Below are 16570 nucleotides of genomic sequence, written 5' to 3' on the forward strand. Positions count from 1 at the left end.
GTATGACATCCTACCACTATTTTTATACATGACAATAACGTTAACGACAAATGCAATTTACATTAACGTAAAACAATCTAAAAAGTTTTTGTTTTTAAATTCGCTCCAGGGCAACGAATTTATTTTCCGGGGTCAGGGTAAGGCGAAACCGGCCACGAATGCCCAGCTGGGACATATGCGGTAATATTTTGGCGGCGGGAAAACGGATGCGACGACGATTATCGTCGCATACCTGAATGGCAGTGACTTGGCCCCGGTAATAGGCCAAGCACTGCTCATAGGTTAACGATAAGGTAAAGTAATAGGTTTTATTGCTCATTCACCTAACGCTTTTTCTACCTTTTCATAGAGATCTTTACTCAGTTTCGGCAATGCCATCAAACGTTGCAATTGAGCACGCATCTGTTGCTGGCGACCTGAATCATAACGACGCCATGCCAACAGCGGCGTTATTAAACGCGATGCAGTTTGCGGGTTGATCTCGTTTAACTTCACCAGTGCATCACCAAGTAACTCATAGCCACGGCCATCTTTATGATGAAAAACACTGGGGTTACTCATGGTCAATGGCCCCAACAAGGCTCTTACCCGGTTAGGGTTTTGCCAAGAGAAATGTGGATGCTCAAACAAGGTGCTAATTTCAGCCAATGCGTGCTCACCGCGCTTCAAAGCCTGCAGATTAAACCACTTATCCAATACCAGTACGTCATTGGCCCAACGTGTTGCAAAAGCAGCCAATAAGGTATTTTGCTGCTCATGTTCAGCCAATACCAAGGCCTTTAGTGCCGCCAGCGATAAGGTCATAGACCCCGTATTGGCCTGCTCGGCAATATAGTCTGTGGCACCATCAATTCGGGCTAGATAGTACATGCAAGCACCAAGCAAGGCGCGTACCGCTGCACTGTGTGCATTTTGCTGCTTATCATCGTTAAAGTGCACTAACACCGCTTGCAAGTGTTCTTGTAAATGCGTCGCTATCTCGGCTTCAAAAGCATCAATAATAGTGTTGAGCGCATCGACCGGTATCTCGCTGTGGCTGCTGCTTAGGGTTTCAAAGCTAGGTAAATACAATAACTCGGCAATCAGAGCCAAATCGGCTTCACTGCCAGATAAAACACCATTTAACAGTTCGCTCATGGTGTCTAGCACTGCCTTGGGTAACTCAGGCTTGGCTTCACCCTTTACCAACGCCTGGTTAACACAATGACTTAATGCCGCTTGCTGCGCATCCCAACGGCTAAAGTCGCTGCTGGCATGGCGGACAATATGAAGCTGATCCGCCAAAGCCTGATCAAACTGCACCTGCACCGGCGCCGAAAAGTCTTCAAAAAGTACGGCTACCGGACGTTCGTCAACTTGCTCAAAAACGAAGTCCTGACGCTCATCAGTGAGGTGCAAAACTTTATCCAGGACCCTGCCGTCGCGCATCAGCGTCATGGGCTGTCCCTGTTGGTCCAACAGTTCGATCGCCACCGGAATTAACAAGTTTTCCTTGTGGGGCTGTTCTGCGGTCGGCTTATGGGTTTGCGTTAAAGTCAGGGTATAGCGTTTGGTCGCGCTGTCATATTCTTCCTGCACCGACACCAAGGGCGTGCCCGCTTGTCCATACCAGCGCGAAAACTGGGATAAATCCGTGTCATTGGCATCATGCATCGCCGCAACAAAGTCATCACAGGTCACCGCTTGTCCGTCATGACGCTGAAAATACAGCTTCATGCCTTTTTGAAAACCCGTTTCACCAAGCAAGGTATGCAGCATGCGGATCACTTCGGCGCCCTTGTCATACACGGTCACGGTGTAAAAGTTATTCATTTCGATAACTTTTTCTGGACGAATGGGGTGCGCCATAGGACCTGCATCTTCAGCAAACTGGTGGGTGCGCATCACCTTCACCGCATCAATACGGTTCAGGGCCCGCGAACCAAGATCGCTACTGAATTCCTGATCGCGAAATACGGTTAAGCCTTCTTTTAAGGAGAGCTGGAACCAATCACGGCAGGTTACTCGGTTGCCGGTCCAGTTGTGGAAATACTCATGACCGACAATCGATTCGATCAGGTGGAAATCTCTGTCTGTGCTGGTATCACTATTGGCCAATACGCACTTGGAGTTAAAGATATTAAGGCCCTTGTTCTCCATGGCGCCCATATTGAAAAAGTCGACCGCCACTATCATGTAAACGTCCAGATCATATTCCAGGTCAAAGCGTTGCTCATCCCATTGCATGGCACGCTTAAGTGACGCCATGGCATGGGGGGCTTTAGAGAGATTCCCCTTATCGACATAAAGCTCCAGTGCCACCTCGCGCCCTGAAGCTGTGATATAGGTATCGCGCAGCACATCGAAGTCGCCTGCTACCAGGGCAAAGAGATAACTGGGTTTTTTAAACGGGTCTTGCCAGGTTGCGAAATGCTTGCCGTCAGCTAAATCACCGCTATCAATTTTATTACCGTTTGATAAAAGGTGAGGAAATTGTGCCTTGTCAGCGACGATAGTCACTTTATAGCTGGCCATCACATCTGGGCGGTCAAGGAAATAAGTGATTTTACGAAAGCCTTGCGCTTCACACTGAGTGCAATAAGCACCATCGGACAAATACAGGCCTTCCAGTGAGGTGTTACTTTGCGGCGCGCATTCGGTGGTGATTTCAAGCGTAAAGGGTTGCTGCGGGAGTTGTTCAATCACCAGCTGCTCATCTTCTAGGTGATAAGCAGAATGTATTTGCTCATTAATGCGAACCTTGAGCAAGGTTAAATCTATGCCATCAAGTACCAATTGAGCGCTGGGGTTGTCGGCGTTGGCACGCACCAATGAGCGGGCCACCACTTGTGTGTTAAGTGGCGCTAATTGTACTTCCAGCTCAAGTTCATCGATAAAAAAAGCAGGCGCTTGGTAATCGCGCAAATATTGGGCATGAGGTTGGGTCGTGGTCATAAGTTGACTGTCTCCTGAAACTTAAAGCGGGCATCATTTGATGCCCGAACTACAATTAATCGCTGTGTTTGGCTTACGCCTGGCTTTGCTCTTTTACCTCAGGCTGCAGGTGCTTGGGTTCAATACGAAGAATTTTGATGCCTAGGTAGGCGTAGATCACAGCAAGTACCGGATTGATTAAATTAAAGAAGGCATACAAGGCATAATCAAACGGATTGATCAAAAGTACGCTTTGCATATAGGCACCACACGTATTCCAAGGGATCAAGGGGCTGGTAATGGTACCGCCATCTTCAAGGGTACGAGACAAGTTGACCGGTTGTAAGCCGCGCTTTTTATATTCTTCTTTAAACATGCGCCCGGGCACAACAATGGCGATATATTGGTCCGCTGCCACCAGGTTGGTACCGATACATGTACAGATGGTGGCCGCCACCAAGGAGCCGGTGGACTTGGCTACCTTTAAGATACTCCGAACAAACACCTCAAGGAGACCGGTTTTTTCCATAATGGCACCAAACATCAGCGCCATCATGATTAACCAAGTGGTGTTGAGCATGCCCGACATGCCACCACCGGAAAGCAGGTCGTTCATTTTCGCATCCCCGGTACTAATAGCAAAGCCATCGAAGAAGGTTGCCCACACCAGTTTAAAGTAGCCGACCAACTGACCCTGGCTGACATCTACCTGAGTCGCGAGTAAATCACTTTGAAATAGCAGCGCCCATACCGCACCTAACACGGCACCGATAGAAATAGCAGGGAATGCCGGCATCTTGCGAATTGCCAAGACCAACAGCACCAGTAAAGGCACCAGATTAAGAATATTAATATTAAAATTCGCCGCCAGCAGATTTACCATGGTATCGATACTGGTCGCGTCACTGCTCACATCGGCATTAAAGCCCATAAAAATAAAGATAATAACGGCAATCACAAAGCTTGGTACCGTGGTCCAGAGCATGTGGTGAATATGGGTAAAGAGATCGGCACCGGCTACCGCAGGCGCCAGATTAGTGGTTTCAGAGAGCGGACTCAGCTTATCACCAAAGTAGGCGCCCGAAATAACCGCACCAGCCGTCACAACCGGGTCTAGCGCCAAGCCGTTGGCCACACCCAGCAAGGCCACACCTATGGTCGCCGCCGTAGTCCAGGAGCTGCCGATACTCATGGCAACCACGCCGCAGATAATACAGCTTGCAGCATAAAACCAATGAGGGTTGATGATCTGTAGACCATAATAGATCAAGGTTGGAACGGTTCCTGAAAGCAGCCAGGTACCAATTAGCGCCCCCACCATAAGGAGGATCAAAATAGCGCCTAAAGAAATGGTGATACCCTTGATCATCGCCTCTTCAAGGGTCTTCCAGGTGTAGCCATTTTTCAGGCCAACCAAGGCCGCCGTAAAGGTAGCGAAAAGTAAGGCTATTTGGTTTGGACCCGATGATGAATTATCACCGTAGAGATACACTGCCGCGCCCAATAAGCAAATCAACACCGTAATGGGGATCATTGCATCGAGTAATTTAGCTTGTTTTGTTGTCGTCAAAATCGCTCTCCTGCCCTCACCTCTTAGCACAACGCGGCAAGGGTTATTTTTATTATAAGCGCAAAGATTACCAGAGCAGCGCAGATTTAGCAGCGCTTAATCAATAAAAAAGGCGCTTAACGCGCCTTTTGTCTTTGTAATTGTTTACTTATTATTCTTTACCAAACGCCCTTGCTTAATAAAGTCTTGGGTGATTAATGCCGCTTCTTCGAGATACGGGTCAAAATCGTCCAACACCTCAGGAGCGTCATCGATATCGGTCACCTTATCCAGACCCAATCGGGCTAAACGTTCGTTCGTGCGTTGTAGCGCCAATTGCTCACGCTCATCACGCTCACTAAGGCGTTCTTTTTCATTGAGCGAAATAAACTTACGGTCTTTCTCTTCTTTATAGGTGGCGATGTCTTGCATTACATAGCCGAATTCAGGCTCTTTGGCTATGCGCTTGTCATGCTCGGCATTAAGGTAACCAATGGTGTCACCTAAACTATCAACCATGGCGTATTTAGCACGAATAATGCTGTCCCAAGGAAGCGCATTGTCTTCTTGGCTCTCGCCCCACTCCGCCGGATTAATAGGCGATGGCAATTTAATGTCCGGGATCACCCCTTTGTGCTGCGTGCTACCGCCATCGATGCGGTAAAACTTAGCAATGGTGTATTGCACACTGCCTAGCGGGTTATCGTAAAGGTCATAGTTGCGGCCTAGACCACGGTGTTGCTGGACCGTGCCCTTACCAAAGGTTTGTTCGCCGATGATCACCGCGCGGCCATAATCTTGCATTGCTGCGGCGAAGATTTCCGACGCCGATGCACTGTAGCGATCAACAAGTACCGTCATCGGGCCGTCATAATAGGTTACGCCATCACTGTCTTTTTGCTGTTCGATACGACCATTGAGGGTGTGAATTTGCACCACAGGGCCCTGGTCGATAAACAGGCCGGATAATTTGGTTGCTTCATACAAAGAGCCACCGCCATTTTGACGTAAGTCGATGATGATACCGTCGACCTTTTGCTCTTTAAGCTTCACCAGTTCGCCTTTAACATCCTCAGAGAGGTTGTTATAAAAACCTGGAATTTCAATCACGCCTATCTTGCTGCTCATTGGTGAGTAGCTGGCATCAAAAACATGCGACTTCGCCGCTCTGTCTTCAAGGCGTACCTTATCACGGGTGATCTCCACCACTTTGGGAGTGCCGTGATCATCCTTACCGCGTAGGTACTGTAAGCGTACCAAGGTACCTTTCGGGCCCTTGATAAGATCGACGACATCATCAAGACGCCAACCGATCACATCAACAAAATCATCGTCGCCCTGGGCGACACCAATTACACGGTCTTCCGGTTTAATGGCGCCGGTTTTGTCTGCTGGACCACCGGGTACCAATGAACGGATCACTGTATAATCTTCATCGTAACTGAGCACCGCACCTATGCCCTCGAGCTCAAGATCCATGTCCATTTTGAATTGCTCGGCACGACGTGGCGAAAGATAGGAGGTGTGCGCCTCAATAGAGCGGGCAAAGGCATTCATAATGATCTGGAACGCATCTTCACTTTTGGTTTGCACCAAACGCTTCAGGGTGTAGGTATAACGTTTTTCCAACACCTCTTTGATGCCATCCCAATCCTTACCCGTCAATTTCAGACGTAACGCGTCATACTTAACCTTTTGACGCCATAGCTCGTTAAGCTCGGCTTCGGTGCTGGCATAAGGAGCATCTTCACGATCAAAATAGTACTTATCGTCTTTACTGAAATCGAATGGCTTGTCGAGTAAGGACAAAGAATACTGATAACGCTCAAACCGGCGCTTCATGCTGAGGTTAAATAGGTCATAGGCAAAGTCTAACTTGCCTGACTTGAGGGCGTTATCGAACTTTTCACGGTATTGCTCAAACTGGGCGACATCGCCAGCAAGAAAAATACTGCGATTAAAATCCAAGGATTCGATATAACGATCGAACATCTGCGCCGAGAGCTCGTCGTTAAATCGAATCGGTTTGTAGTGTGCACGGGTAAAGAGGTTGGTTACTCGCTTACTGGCAGTACTATGTTGCGACTCTTGCTGCAACACAGGTAAGTCAGCAATGGTGACCTTGTCCAACGAGGCCAAGGCCGGTGCCGCGATAAGGGCAGCAACCAGGGGGATGAGTGAAAACGTCTTACTCATGCACAACTCCTTTTATTAAACCAGGTAGAGGCTATCGGCTTTTGTCTTAACTTGCATGCCGGTTACCAGCTCAACATGGATGTCATCTTTATTAACTTCCGTGATGGTACCGTTCACCAATGCCTGACCTAGTTTTACTTTAACTTTGGTATTAGCCTTGACCTGTTCGCTTGGCAAAGGTTCAACTTTATTGCTGCGACGAGGCTCGGCGGCTGGGGCTTTTTTGACTTTAGCGCCTTTTGCACCAGGTTTACCACTGCCCTGCGGGCGTTTTTTGTAACCCTTTGTGTCACCTTCTTTGGCACCACGTGCTGGCTTTTTACGCTTAGCCATTTTTGCACGGCTTTGCTCAAGTGCAGTCTGTGCGTGCTCAACATGCTCTTGCTCAACCTTTTCGGCCTGGTTGCCGTCAAGGTCAACACGGAATTCATTATTAACCACCGCCTCTAGGTAGCGCCAGTGCGAGGTATACTTTCTTAGCGCCTGACGAACCTGCGTTTTGCTGACCTTTTCATTGCCTTCAATACGCTCAGCGATGTCTTTAAAGATACCTACTTTAAGAGGCTTAATGCCGTCTTTTTGTTTAAAACAGTTTGGAAATTCCTCGTAAAGGAATGCCAATACTTCGTTAATGTCTTTTAGCTTGTTCGTGGTTTCCATTTCTAAACCTTTAATTACATCTGCTCATCTTGAGCCGAGTCAATATAGTGTTCAACCCAGTCAAGTAACTCTTCTAACTCGGCATCTACCAATGCCAGGTCACCGCGAAGATGTTCCCATATTCCGGAAATAATACTGTCAATTTGTTCACAGCCTAAATCATCGGGTAGTCGCGCCCAAGCGTGGTGGATAAGCTCATTCAAGCGTTCACACACCAGCTCTTCATCGCCTTCCCAATCACCTACATCGGCTATGGAAAATAGGTAGTCTTGTACGTTTAGTAGATCTTTCATGCAATATGCTTTTCCAAACATTCGACCAGCAGCTCTAGGCCGGCTTTATCATGCTCGTCAAAGCGTCCAACCGTTGGGCTGTCGATATCCAATACGCCAATGGCCTCGCCGTTTTTCTTAACCACAAGAACAATTTCTGAATTGGATGCCGCATCACAAGCAATATGGCCAGGGAATTGATGAACGTCTGTGACCAGCTGAGTTTGATCCGCAGCGATGGCAGTGCCGCACACCCCTTTACCAACTTCAATACGCACACATGCAGGTTTTCCCTGAAATGGCCCAAGCACCAATTGCTCCGGCGACTCCAATAAATAGAACCCAGCCCAATTGATATCGTCCATCGACATATACAACAAGGCACTAATGTTAGCTAAATTGGCAATTAAGTTGGGCTCGTCACAAATAAGTGCTTTTGCCTGCTCCGTCACAGAGCGATAAAATTCCGCTTTGCTCATTTAAATACTACTTCACATAGAATACGCAGTGTTTAAGGTACTCTTTGTGGCGTGCAAATGAAACCTTTTATCTTGAAAAAAGTGCTGTGAACACCTGAAAAATAGTCGGTTGCCTAAATTTAAATCACTCGTTACAAAGCGGTTAAGCGATTTTGGCGCGTCCGCGACGTAAACCGAACAGGAATAGACCACTGCCAAGAGCGGCCATCAGCGCATTGACTATGAGTAAAAAACCGGCACCGGCGCCGAAAAGGAAGCTAAACAAGGCCCCACCGAGTAAGCCCAGGGTTAAAATGCCGCTGTAATGCACTTTGTTGTGTTTGTACATCAACAAATAGCCGGGCACCACCAAAACCGCCATGGCTAAGCCGACGATGTGAGCATTAGCCAATGCCGATAATAACACGGTGAAAAATATGGCCGAACCATTTTCCTGCACTGACAAAGCATAATAGATGCCAAGCACGACCCCCACCAACACCGGAGCGAGTAATGAATAAAGTACGGCCTTCGCCAAATGTTGTTTCATAGGAATGTCTTAGTTCAATAGAGCGTTATTGCAGAGTGACAAAGATTGTCGCCCTTGCCAATTACGACCTTAGTCGCATCACTCCAGCTTATACCCGCTGCAATTTTTGCTTATAAAGAGACGACGTGCCCACCTGGACGGCAAGCACAAAAAAGGGCTGCTTTTTCAAGCAGCCCTTTCTTATATGGCGGAGAGATAGGGATTTGAACCCTAGATAGGCTATTAACCTATGCCGGTTTTCAAGACCGGTGCTTTCAACCACTCAGCCATCTCTCCGCAGCGGGGCGAATATTAGAGAAATGAATTGCGTTTGTGAAGTGTTATTTTCATTTTTTTGTTTAACCGCTTAATTTTTGACTGCTTTGTGTAAGTTTACAACAAACGAGGTTATTTCCCCGCCATTGAAAGTGAAAGGTTTGCCCATATTTATAAGACTTGATAATCTTGAACCTGGATGTAAGTTGCATCCGAGGATTGATTAATTTGAAGGAGTTTAACAATGGCGTTTAATAACTCGTACAGCACGGCTAAGCCGATGATGTCGACCATTGAGACAAATAAGGTTTTAAAGAACACTTACTTTTTACTCGCGATGACGTTGGCATTCAGTGCTGTGACTGCGGGTATTTCTATGGCGCTTAACCCTCCGTTCTTTACGGGGATCATTTGCTCGTTAGTAGGTTTGGGTCTGCTTTTTGTTGTAAACAAGAAAGCCGAAACAGCATCAGGCGTCATGTGGGTATTTGCCTTTACTGGCATTATGGGTTTCGGCCTAGGTCCACTACTTAACCACTACGCGGCAATGCCCAGTGGCCCGTTCTTGATTATGCAAGCTTTGGGTTCTACGGCGCTAATCTTCTTTGGTCTTTCTGCCTATGCACTTACTACCAAAAAAGACTTTTCTTTTATGGGTGGTTTTCTGACCGTCGGTCTATTGGTGGTGATCGTTGCCAGTATCGTTAATATCTTTATCGGCAGCTCAATTGCCTTCATGGCGATTAATGCGGCAGTGGTGTTTATCATGTCGGGTCTGATCCTGTTCGATACCAGCCGTATTATCAATGGTGGCGAAACCAACTATGTTCGCGCAACCGTTGCCCTATACCTGAACGTCTACAACCTGTTTACGTCACTTCTGCACCTACTTGGCGCAACAGATGACTAATGAATAGAATTTGTTAGAATAAGCCCCATTCATTGGGGCTTTTTTTTTGGATTGAATTTGGCCAGTTTCGTACTTTCACTACACAGTGCGCCGAGCGATACCGACACGCTCAATGCCCTGCAACGCTTTGCCACATCAGCGCTGGTGCAGGGGCACGAGATACGCTGTATTTTCCTGTATCAGGATGGGGTCTATCACGCCTCCCCTTGCTTCGATTTGGGCAGCGATGAATTTGACCCAGCTAAAGTATGGCAAGGCTTGCATGAACAGGGCATCGCGCTGCACCTGTGTGTTACCGCCGCCAGCAAGCGGGGTATTGACCTTGACCGTTGCGGGGTGTTTAACGTATCCGGCCTGGCGGAGTTCGCCATGGAAGCGGCGCAGGCAGATAGGTGGGTGCAGTTCAAATGAAACATATAGTCGTTATTAGCCAGCGGGCTCCCTATCATCACCAAAGCCTTAAAGAGGCGCTCGACTTAGTGCTTATCTTTGCCGCCATCGACCAGGAAGTGTCCTGGCTGCTCGAAGGCGATGCGGTGCTCGCCCTGAGTGCTCAGCAGCAACCTAAGCTGCTTGGCCAGAAAGACTTTACCAAGGCCCTGAAGATGCTTGAACTCTATGATATCGACAGCATTTACGTATGCGCCGAGTCTCTGGCTGCCCGAGGTTTAGATGACACGTCCCTCATTCTGGAGGTAAAAAGTGCACATGCTCAAGATAAACAAGCCCTATTGGCGCAAGCAAGTCAGGTGGTCGTGCTATGAATAACAATAACTTATTTATACTGCACCGCCCTTTTGCGCCGCAGTCACTGTTAGCAAGCAAGCTCAGCAAAAACGATGCGCTCTTGCTGCGTGGCGATGCCTGCTACAACCCGGCGGCCTTTAGCTCGTTTGAGGTGCCCGTTTATGCCCTGAAAACGGATGTGGATGCCCGCGGTGCGCAGGCATACTGTACCGGTGTACACCTTATCGATGACCTAGAGTGGGTCACATTAACCCTTCAGTATCAAAGATGTATTAGTGAGTAACCATGATTGAATTTAACGGCCAACAACTTGAGACCGACAAAGAGGGTTATCTGCTTGATAGCAGCCTGTGGAGCCGTGAACTGGCCCCTATTATTGCCGCAACGGAAAACATCGAGCTCAGTGACGCCCATTGGGAAGTGGTGTTTTTTGTCCGTGAGTTTTATGAAGAATTCGACACCAGCCCGGCGATACGCATGCTGGTAAAGGCCATGGCCAAAAAGCTTGGCGAGGATAAGGGTAACAGCAAGTACCTGTATAAGCTGTTCCCCAAGGGCCCGGCGAAACAAGCCACGAAAATTGCCGGCCTGCCTAAACCGGCCCGCTGCATTTAATACCACGTTAAAGTAAAAAAGGAGCCATTGGCTCCTTTTTTTCTATGCATCAGCAATTACTTGGTGTAACCACGCGGCATATCCGAAGGCGTGGTATAGCGCTCTCGTAGCTTGTCTTGACGGGCCTCGGTCGACACCTTCTCACCGTCAATCCAGATACCTTCAATCTTAGCATTCAGCTCAAACGGATCGGCACTCCAAAGCACCATATCTGCCGCTTTACCTACACTAATGGCACCAGCATCAATCTTGAACACCTCAGCCACATTGCTGCTGATAGCCGCCAAAGCACCTTGCTGGCTCATGCCATAAGACACCGCATTACCGGCATCGAAACGCAGCTGATACAGGTTATGAGCGCTGTCACCAGCGATAGTCAGGATCACCTTAACGCCTGCTTTTTCAAGCTTACCGGCATTAGCCAAATCCGCATGCATGGAATCAAAGTTGCCTGGCAGGTTGTCCATGGCGCTGATGATCACAGGCGTGTCGCTGGCCGCAAGTTGATCGGCAATCAATACCGCATCATGGGCACCGGCAAACACCATATTGATGTCGTACTTGGCCTTAAGCTTCAAAAGCTCTAGCATTTCTGCGGCGCGTGATACGCCGATTAGCAGCGGCATGTCTTTAGCGAATACGGCGTCCAATACTTGGATTTCACGGTTGTGGGCGTCGCTGTCTTTCTTTTCGCGCTGTAGATGACCGTCTAGTTTTTGGATAAGGGTCTGCATTGATAAAGCTCGCGAGCCCTTGCTATTTTGCCCAAGCTCAATGGCCAAGGCCACATGCTTTTGGCTCACACTGTCGAATTCACCACTGAGTGATACTACCGACGCCAGACCGTTAAAAATATCTTCGCTGCCGCCTGGCACTATCACGTCACGGGTAATACCGCCCTTGCGCGCGTATGGGATCAATGATGAGCGCGGATTAAAGGCTAGGCTTGGATCGAAGGTAATAGAAGCTTTTTTATCGCTGCCATCACGTGAGCCGTCCACGGCCCCTACTTCAACCAAACCCAGGTGATTGAGTGAGCCGATAAAGCCCGGGGTTAAAATCTTGCCTTGTGCGTCAATCACTTCATCCGCGTCGACTTGCGCAGGATTAACGGCGACAATTTTACCGTCTTTGATTAATACGGACGCATCTTTGAGTACGCCTTGCTCGGTGGCGGTGTGAATGGTGGCGTTGGTGATCGCCAATGTTTGCGCGCCAGCGGATGCACTCATTACTAAGGCCGCGGCAACCGATGTCATTGTAAACAGTTTCATCTTGTTCTCCTAGCGTTGGCCTAACATAAAGTCACTTTGTGCTTGGTATTTTTCGTCATGGCGGTCATAGACCTTGGCGCCATCGATAAATACTTGCTCGGCTTTAGCGTAAACACTAAACGGATTGTTGTCCCACAACACCATGTCGGCTTGCTTGCCGCTGGCAAGTGAACCGATTTTGTCATCGACCCCCAGAGCCTTGGCCGCATTCGAGGTAATCCACTTAATGGCGTGCGCTTCATCGATATCGAAACCGTTTTCGTTGGCACGGTACATCACCTTGCCAGCTTCCTGGTTAAGACGCTGGATGGTGGTGTCCGAGTCAGAGTGAACAATGGCACAGGAGTTTTTCACCGCATCGACGATGGCTACGTTTTCCTGAACCATGTCATAGGCTTCCATTTTAAAGCCCCACCAATCCGGCCACAGCGCCGCACAGTTACGGTTTTCTGCAAGTAAATCGGCAACCTTATAAGCTTCGATGCCGTGATGGAAGGTACCTGCGTGATAACCAAACTCTTTAGAAAGATCGATCATCATCGCCATTTCCTCTGCCTTATAGCAGTGGTTGTGTATAAGAATGTCGCCATCCAATACGCCGCGCAGGGTATCCAGGGTCAAGTCACGCTCGGGGGCCTGAACATTCTTACCGGCAGCATAGTCGGCATCGTACTTTTCCCAGGCACGCTTATATTCAGTGGCATCAATCCAGGCATTACGATATCCGGCCATATTACCCATGCGGGTAGAGGGCAACACACCTTTGCTTCCGTAAACACGTTTAGGGTTTTCACCACAGGCCATTTTCAAACCATAGGGTGCTTCCGGGAACTTCATCGCCTGCATGGTGTGCGCGGGTACGTTTTTCAAGGTCACGCCGCGGCCACCAATCAGGTTGGCTGAGCCAGGCAAGATTTGTAAGGTCGTAATACCGCCTTCACGAGCACGGTTAAAGCCTGGGTCCTGTGGCCATACCGAGTGTTCAACCCACACTTCCGCAGTCACTGGGCTAGTCATTTCATTGCCGTCTTGGTGCGATGCCACTGCTGGGTTAGGGTAAGCGCCTAAATGTGAGTGCACGTCGATAAGGCCCGGCGTTAGCCACTTTCCTTGGGCATCGAATGTTACATCCGCCTGAACTTGCAAATCGGTACCAATTTGTTGGATTTTACCGTCGACCACATACACGTCACCGCCATCAATACGCTGGCCGTCACCGGTCAATACGGTGGCATTGGTGATCAGCGTCGATTGACGAGGAAGTGGTTGATAGGTACTAGGGTAAGGATTTTTATTAATGGTTACCTTTTCGCCTTGAGGGCCTTCATTTTGTTGGCACCCGGCGAGCGTGATAGCTAAGGCTAACACGCTGAGGCTTGGTGTTTTAGTTAGCATTGTTTTTGTTACTCCTATTTTTCGCCTAACTGTATCGAATAGCGCTACGAATTGCGAAGAAAAAAGGTTAATAGACGGTAAATCGAGATAAACGTCAAAGTGCCCTAGTCCTTCCCCCCCTCCTAGCTTTAGCTTGGTACTGTTTTGAGGGCAAATGTTACAAGGTCAATCAAAAGCGCCCGGATTAATAGGTACAAGGGCACCCTGTACAAAAAAAATGCATTTTTTTTGCCTTCAATGTAAACAAATGAAATTGTAAAAATGAGAAAAATGAAACGCTTAAGCCTGGGTGTTCACAATTGAAATAGGTTCTTACATTCTGACTTATCCTGTTCATCCCATAACAACAAACACGGTTCATACTTAAACAGCACCCAACGCACCAATAAGGAGAAAATCCATGAAACGCACAACTCTGTTAGGCTCTGCTGGCGCCCTTATACTTGGAGCGCTTTCATCACACGCTATGGCCAATGAACAATTTGTTGCTGCTGACAACACAGTTGGTACGCAATTGTGTATGGCAATTACAAAGGATAATCCTTTAAAACTGGATCGGGAAATGACAAAACACCGTATTCAGCGTCATATTATGAACAAAAGATTATCATGCAACGACCTAAGCGTACGTGAGTTTGCAAGCCTTTATGGTTTTGAACGTAGCCTTAAAAAGTTACGTCTAACTCCACTAACCGAGACATCTATTCACGACTTAGCCCAAGTACATGGCGACACCATTTTGGTGGTATCAGGTTCTAAATAAATAGCCTCAGTATTCTCAGAAGCCCGCACATGCGGGCTTCTTCTATTTTAGCGCTTAATCAATGGCCGATGCCGCATTAGCAGCATCTACTCCTTGTTATATCACCAGAATTGCCGTGTATTCCAGATTGCATGATTGACTAACCCAGGAATATTTTTGCAGTGAATCAGAACTTTGCCATACTTTAGGTACCCCTGAAATTTAGCGGTTTGTGGTTATGTGGAATACCTTGACTCAGTTACTAAGCGAGACACTCAACAGCCCCTTTACCCTGGTGCACAAACAGCAATTAACGAATTCTTCAGCCGATCACCTGTTTAAAATCTCCGATGGCCAGCATCAGTTTTTTGTTAAGGTTGCACCTTTAGCGTCCTTGGAGCGACTCGAATGCGAAGCCGCAGATCTAGAGCTGTTAACCAAGGAGTCGCTGTTTATGGTGCCCGATTGCTTGCTCACCGGCACCACCTTAGAGTACTGCTTTAATGTACTCGAGTGGCTCGATTTAGAACCTCATACAGATCAAGCCAAACAGCTTGGATGGACCCATATGGGCGAGTATCTGGCACAACTTCATGCCAAACATGAGCAAGGCATGTTTGGCAATGAAAGGGATAATTTTATCGGCATCACCGCACAACCCAATCGCTGGCATAAAAAGTGGGATGTGTTCTTCAGTGAAGACCGCATTGGCTGGCAATTACAGCTATTGGCAGAAAAAGGCTTCTATTTTTGCGACATCGATGAATTTGTTTCCCAGGTTAAAGACACCCTGCACCACCATCATATACAACCTTCGTTGTTGCATGGCGATTTTTGGCGTGGCAATGTCGGCTTTCATGGCGGCGTTCCCTGCGTCTACGATCCGGCCTGTTATTATGGTGATCGGGAAGTGGATATCGCCATGAGCCGCTTTTTTGGTGCCTTCCCCGATACCTTTTATGACGCCTATCAAAGCGTTTACCCATTAGCCGAAGGCTATGAACAGAGGGAACGTATCTACAATCTCTATCATCTGTTGAATCATGCCAACATCTTCGCTGGTCACTACCTAACTCAGGCCAAAGAGACCATAGACAGTGTGATTAAAGAGTACGATTAAGATGGAAATTTTCCCAAAGCGCAGGGAAAACATAACTATACTTTAAGTGATGTCATTAGACTGTCACACGAGGTAGTTATGAAAGACTACAGCTTACAAAGGGTGCGATGCCCCCATTGCGGTCACCACATTTTTGTCGACGTCGACACCAGCTCGGGCGATCAGGATTACTATGAAGATTGCGCCGCCTGCTGCAACCCGATTCATGTGAATATGCACATAGACCATGCGCTGAACACGGTGCAGTTGCGGATTGATGCCGACGACGAACAAATTTTTTAATGCTGCTGACGCAAATAACGCTGCACCGTTTGTACTATGGTGTAGGTTTGCTGATCGACCTCAATATTTATCGCGGCGCCGAGCGCCATCTGACCTAGGTTAGTGATAGCCAGGGTCTCTGGAATAAGATGCAACCAAAACCCCTGCTCGGACAATTCCCCTACCGTGAGGCTCGCGCCATTGACGCTAATAAAGCCCTTATACAGAACATATTCACGCCACTTAGCATCCAGAGCAATGTGCATGCGGCAGTTATCCTCGGTGTCGATACGCTCTAACAGGCTACCAACACAATGAATATGCCCGGACACGATATGCCCGCCCAATTCACTGCCAAAGGTCATGGAGCGCTCAAAGTTTACCTTATCGCCACATTCCAGTTGACCGAGATTGGTGAGCGCCAGGGTTTCATCAATCACATCGAATTGCACGCTTCCTAAAGGGTTTGTATCGGCAGTGTATTCAACCACGGTTAAACAACAGCCGTTTACGGCAATGCTGGCGCCCAACTCCAGGTTTTCTAGGTACCTAGGCGACACAGCCAAAACTAATCGCTGTACGCCGTTTATGAGTGTTTTACTTTGCACCTGAGCCTGGCATTGCACTATACCGGTAAACATCGTATTTCCTTT

General features: G+C 48.0%; 19 protein-coding genes and 1 tRNA gene. 8 read left to right on the plus strand and 12 right to left on the minus strand.

Translation table 11 applies throughout. From position 1 onward, the window contains the following. Positions 1-94: 94 nt before the first annotated feature. From C2M29_RS11100 to C2M29_RS11140, 9 genes are all read right to left on the minus strand, one after another. Complete coding sequence (locus tag C2M29_RS11100; RefSeq protein WP_105189837.1) at positions 95-319, minus strand: DUF2835 domain-containing protein; 225 nt, start codon at positions 317-319, stop codon at positions 95-97. Further along, positions 316-2934 (minus strand): aminopeptidase N, encoded by a 2619-nt coding sequence (pepN, locus tag C2M29_RS11105; protein ID WP_105189838.1) that lies wholly within the window; start codon positions 2932-2934, stop codon positions 316-318. Before pepN ends, C2M29_RS11100 begins: the two co-directional genes overlap by 4 nt. A 73-nt stretch (positions 2935-3007) precedes the next feature. Then, complete coding sequence (gene nhaC, locus C2M29_RS11110) at positions 3008-4483, minus strand: Na+/H+ antiporter NhaC (protein ID WP_267894152.1); 1476 nt, start codon at positions 4481-4483, stop codon at positions 3008-3010. A 144-nt stretch (positions 4484-4627) separates the two neighbouring features. Continuing rightward, entirely contained in the window at positions 4628-6658 is a 2031-nt protein-coding gene (gene prc / locus C2M29_RS11115; protein ID WP_105189840.1) for a carboxy terminal-processing peptidase, read from the minus strand. Positions 6659-6673: 15 nt separating this feature from the next. Continuing rightward, positions 6674-7318, minus strand: a complete 645-nt coding sequence (proQ, locus tag C2M29_RS11120; protein WP_105189841.1) for an RNA chaperone ProQ — start codon at positions 7316-7318, stop codon at positions 6674-6676. 14 nt (positions 7319-7332) lie between these two features. Further along, positions 7333-7611 carry a hypothetical protein gene (locus C2M29_RS11125; RefSeq protein WP_105189842.1) on the minus strand — a complete coding sequence of 93 codons (279 nt, stop codon included), beginning with the start codon at positions 7609-7611 and terminating at the stop codon, positions 7333-7335. Next, on the minus strand, positions 7608-8069 hold the full coding sequence (locus C2M29_RS11130) for a GAF domain-containing protein (protein ID WP_105189843.1): 462 nt from the start codon (positions 8067-8069) through the stop codon (positions 7608-7610). Before C2M29_RS11130 ends, C2M29_RS11125 begins: the two co-directional genes overlap by 4 nt. Positions 8070-8211: 142 nt before the next feature. Further along, positions 8212-8598, minus strand: a complete 387-nt coding sequence (locus C2M29_RS11135; RefSeq protein ID WP_105189844.1) for a hypothetical protein — start codon at positions 8596-8598, stop codon at positions 8212-8214. 185 nt (positions 8599-8783) lie between these two features. Continuing rightward, a tRNA-Ser gene (locus C2M29_RS11140) sits at positions 8784-8874 on the minus strand. Positions 8875-9097: 223 nt separating this feature from the next. On the opposite strand from C2M29_RS11140, the gene C2M29_RS11145 reads away from it, so the two are divergent. Genes C2M29_RS11145 through C2M29_RS11165 form a run of 5 tightly spaced genes read left to right on the plus strand, consistent with a single transcriptional unit; the run spans position 9098 to position 11125 of the window. After that, complete coding sequence (locus C2M29_RS11145; protein ID WP_105189845.1) at positions 9098-9763, plus strand: Bax inhibitor-1/YccA family protein; 666 nt, start codon at positions 9098-9100, stop codon at positions 9761-9763. A gap of 57 nt (positions 9764-9820) precedes the next feature. Continuing rightward, a complete protein-coding gene (gene tusD, locus C2M29_RS11150) occupies positions 9821-10174 on the plus strand; it encodes a sulfurtransferase complex subunit TusD (protein WP_105189846.1) in 354 nt (117 codons plus the stop codon). After that, positions 10171-10527: a sulfurtransferase complex subunit TusC gene (gene tusC, locus C2M29_RS11155; protein WP_105189847.1), complete on the plus strand. Its 357-nt coding sequence runs from the start codon at positions 10171-10173 to the stop codon at positions 10525-10527. The genes tusD and tusC overlap by 4 nt, the downstream gene beginning before the upstream one ends. Then, complete coding sequence (locus C2M29_RS11160) at positions 10524-10793, plus strand: DsrH/TusB family sulfur relay protein (RefSeq protein WP_105189848.1); 270 nt, start codon at positions 10524-10526, stop codon at positions 10791-10793. Before tusC ends, C2M29_RS11160 begins: the two co-directional genes overlap by 4 nt. A gap of 2 nt (positions 10794-10795) precedes the next feature. Then, positions 10796-11125: a TusE/DsrC/DsvC family sulfur relay protein gene (locus tag C2M29_RS11165; protein ID WP_105189849.1), complete on the plus strand. Its 330-nt coding sequence runs from the start codon at positions 10796-10798 to the stop codon at positions 11123-11125. A gap of 56 nt (positions 11126-11181) precedes the next feature. Here C2M29_RS11165 and C2M29_RS11170 read toward each other — a convergent pair whose 3' ends face one another. Both C2M29_RS11170 and C2M29_RS11175 read right to left on the minus strand, forming a co-directional pair. Beyond that, positions 11182-12399, minus strand: a complete 1218-nt coding sequence (locus C2M29_RS11170; protein ID WP_105189850.1) for an amidohydrolase family protein — start codon at positions 12397-12399, stop codon at positions 11182-11184. A 9-nt stretch (positions 12400-12408) separates the two neighbouring features. Beyond that, positions 12409-13794, minus strand: a complete 1386-nt coding sequence (locus tag C2M29_RS11175) for an amidohydrolase (RefSeq protein ID WP_105189851.1) — start codon at positions 13792-13794, stop codon at positions 12409-12411. A gap of 400 nt (positions 13795-14194) precedes the next feature. On the opposite strand from C2M29_RS11175, the gene C2M29_RS11180 reads away from it, so the two are divergent. From C2M29_RS11180 to C2M29_RS11190, 3 genes are all read left to right on the plus strand, one after another. Continuing rightward, positions 14195-14557: a DUF3718 domain-containing protein gene (locus tag C2M29_RS11180; RefSeq protein WP_105189852.1), complete on the plus strand. Its 363-nt coding sequence runs from the start codon at positions 14195-14197 to the stop codon at positions 14555-14557. 217 nt (positions 14558-14774) lie between these two features. Next, a complete protein-coding gene (locus C2M29_RS11185) occupies positions 14775-15656 on the plus strand; it encodes a fructosamine kinase family protein (RefSeq protein WP_105189853.1) in 882 nt (293 codons plus the stop codon). Positions 15657-15734: 78 nt separating this feature from the next. After that, on the plus strand, positions 15735-15938 hold the full coding sequence (locus C2M29_RS11190; RefSeq protein ID WP_105189854.1) for a CPXCG motif-containing cysteine-rich protein: 204 nt from the start codon (positions 15735-15737) through the stop codon (positions 15936-15938). Here C2M29_RS11190 and C2M29_RS11195 read toward each other — a convergent pair. Beyond that, positions 15935-16558 carry a riboflavin synthase subunit alpha gene (locus tag C2M29_RS11195; protein ID WP_105189855.1) on the minus strand — a complete coding sequence of 208 codons (624 nt, stop codon included), beginning with the start codon at positions 16556-16558 and terminating at the stop codon, positions 15935-15937. The two genes, C2M29_RS11190 and C2M29_RS11195, sit on opposite strands and share 4 nt — an antisense overlap. Between the last annotated feature and the right edge of the window lie 12 nt (positions 16559-16570).

Source organism: Pseudoalteromonas sp. T1lg48, from assembly GCF_002964785.1.
In the GTDB taxonomy this organism is placed as follows: domain Bacteria; phylum Pseudomonadota; class Gammaproteobacteria; order Enterobacterales; family Alteromonadaceae; genus Pseudoalteromonas.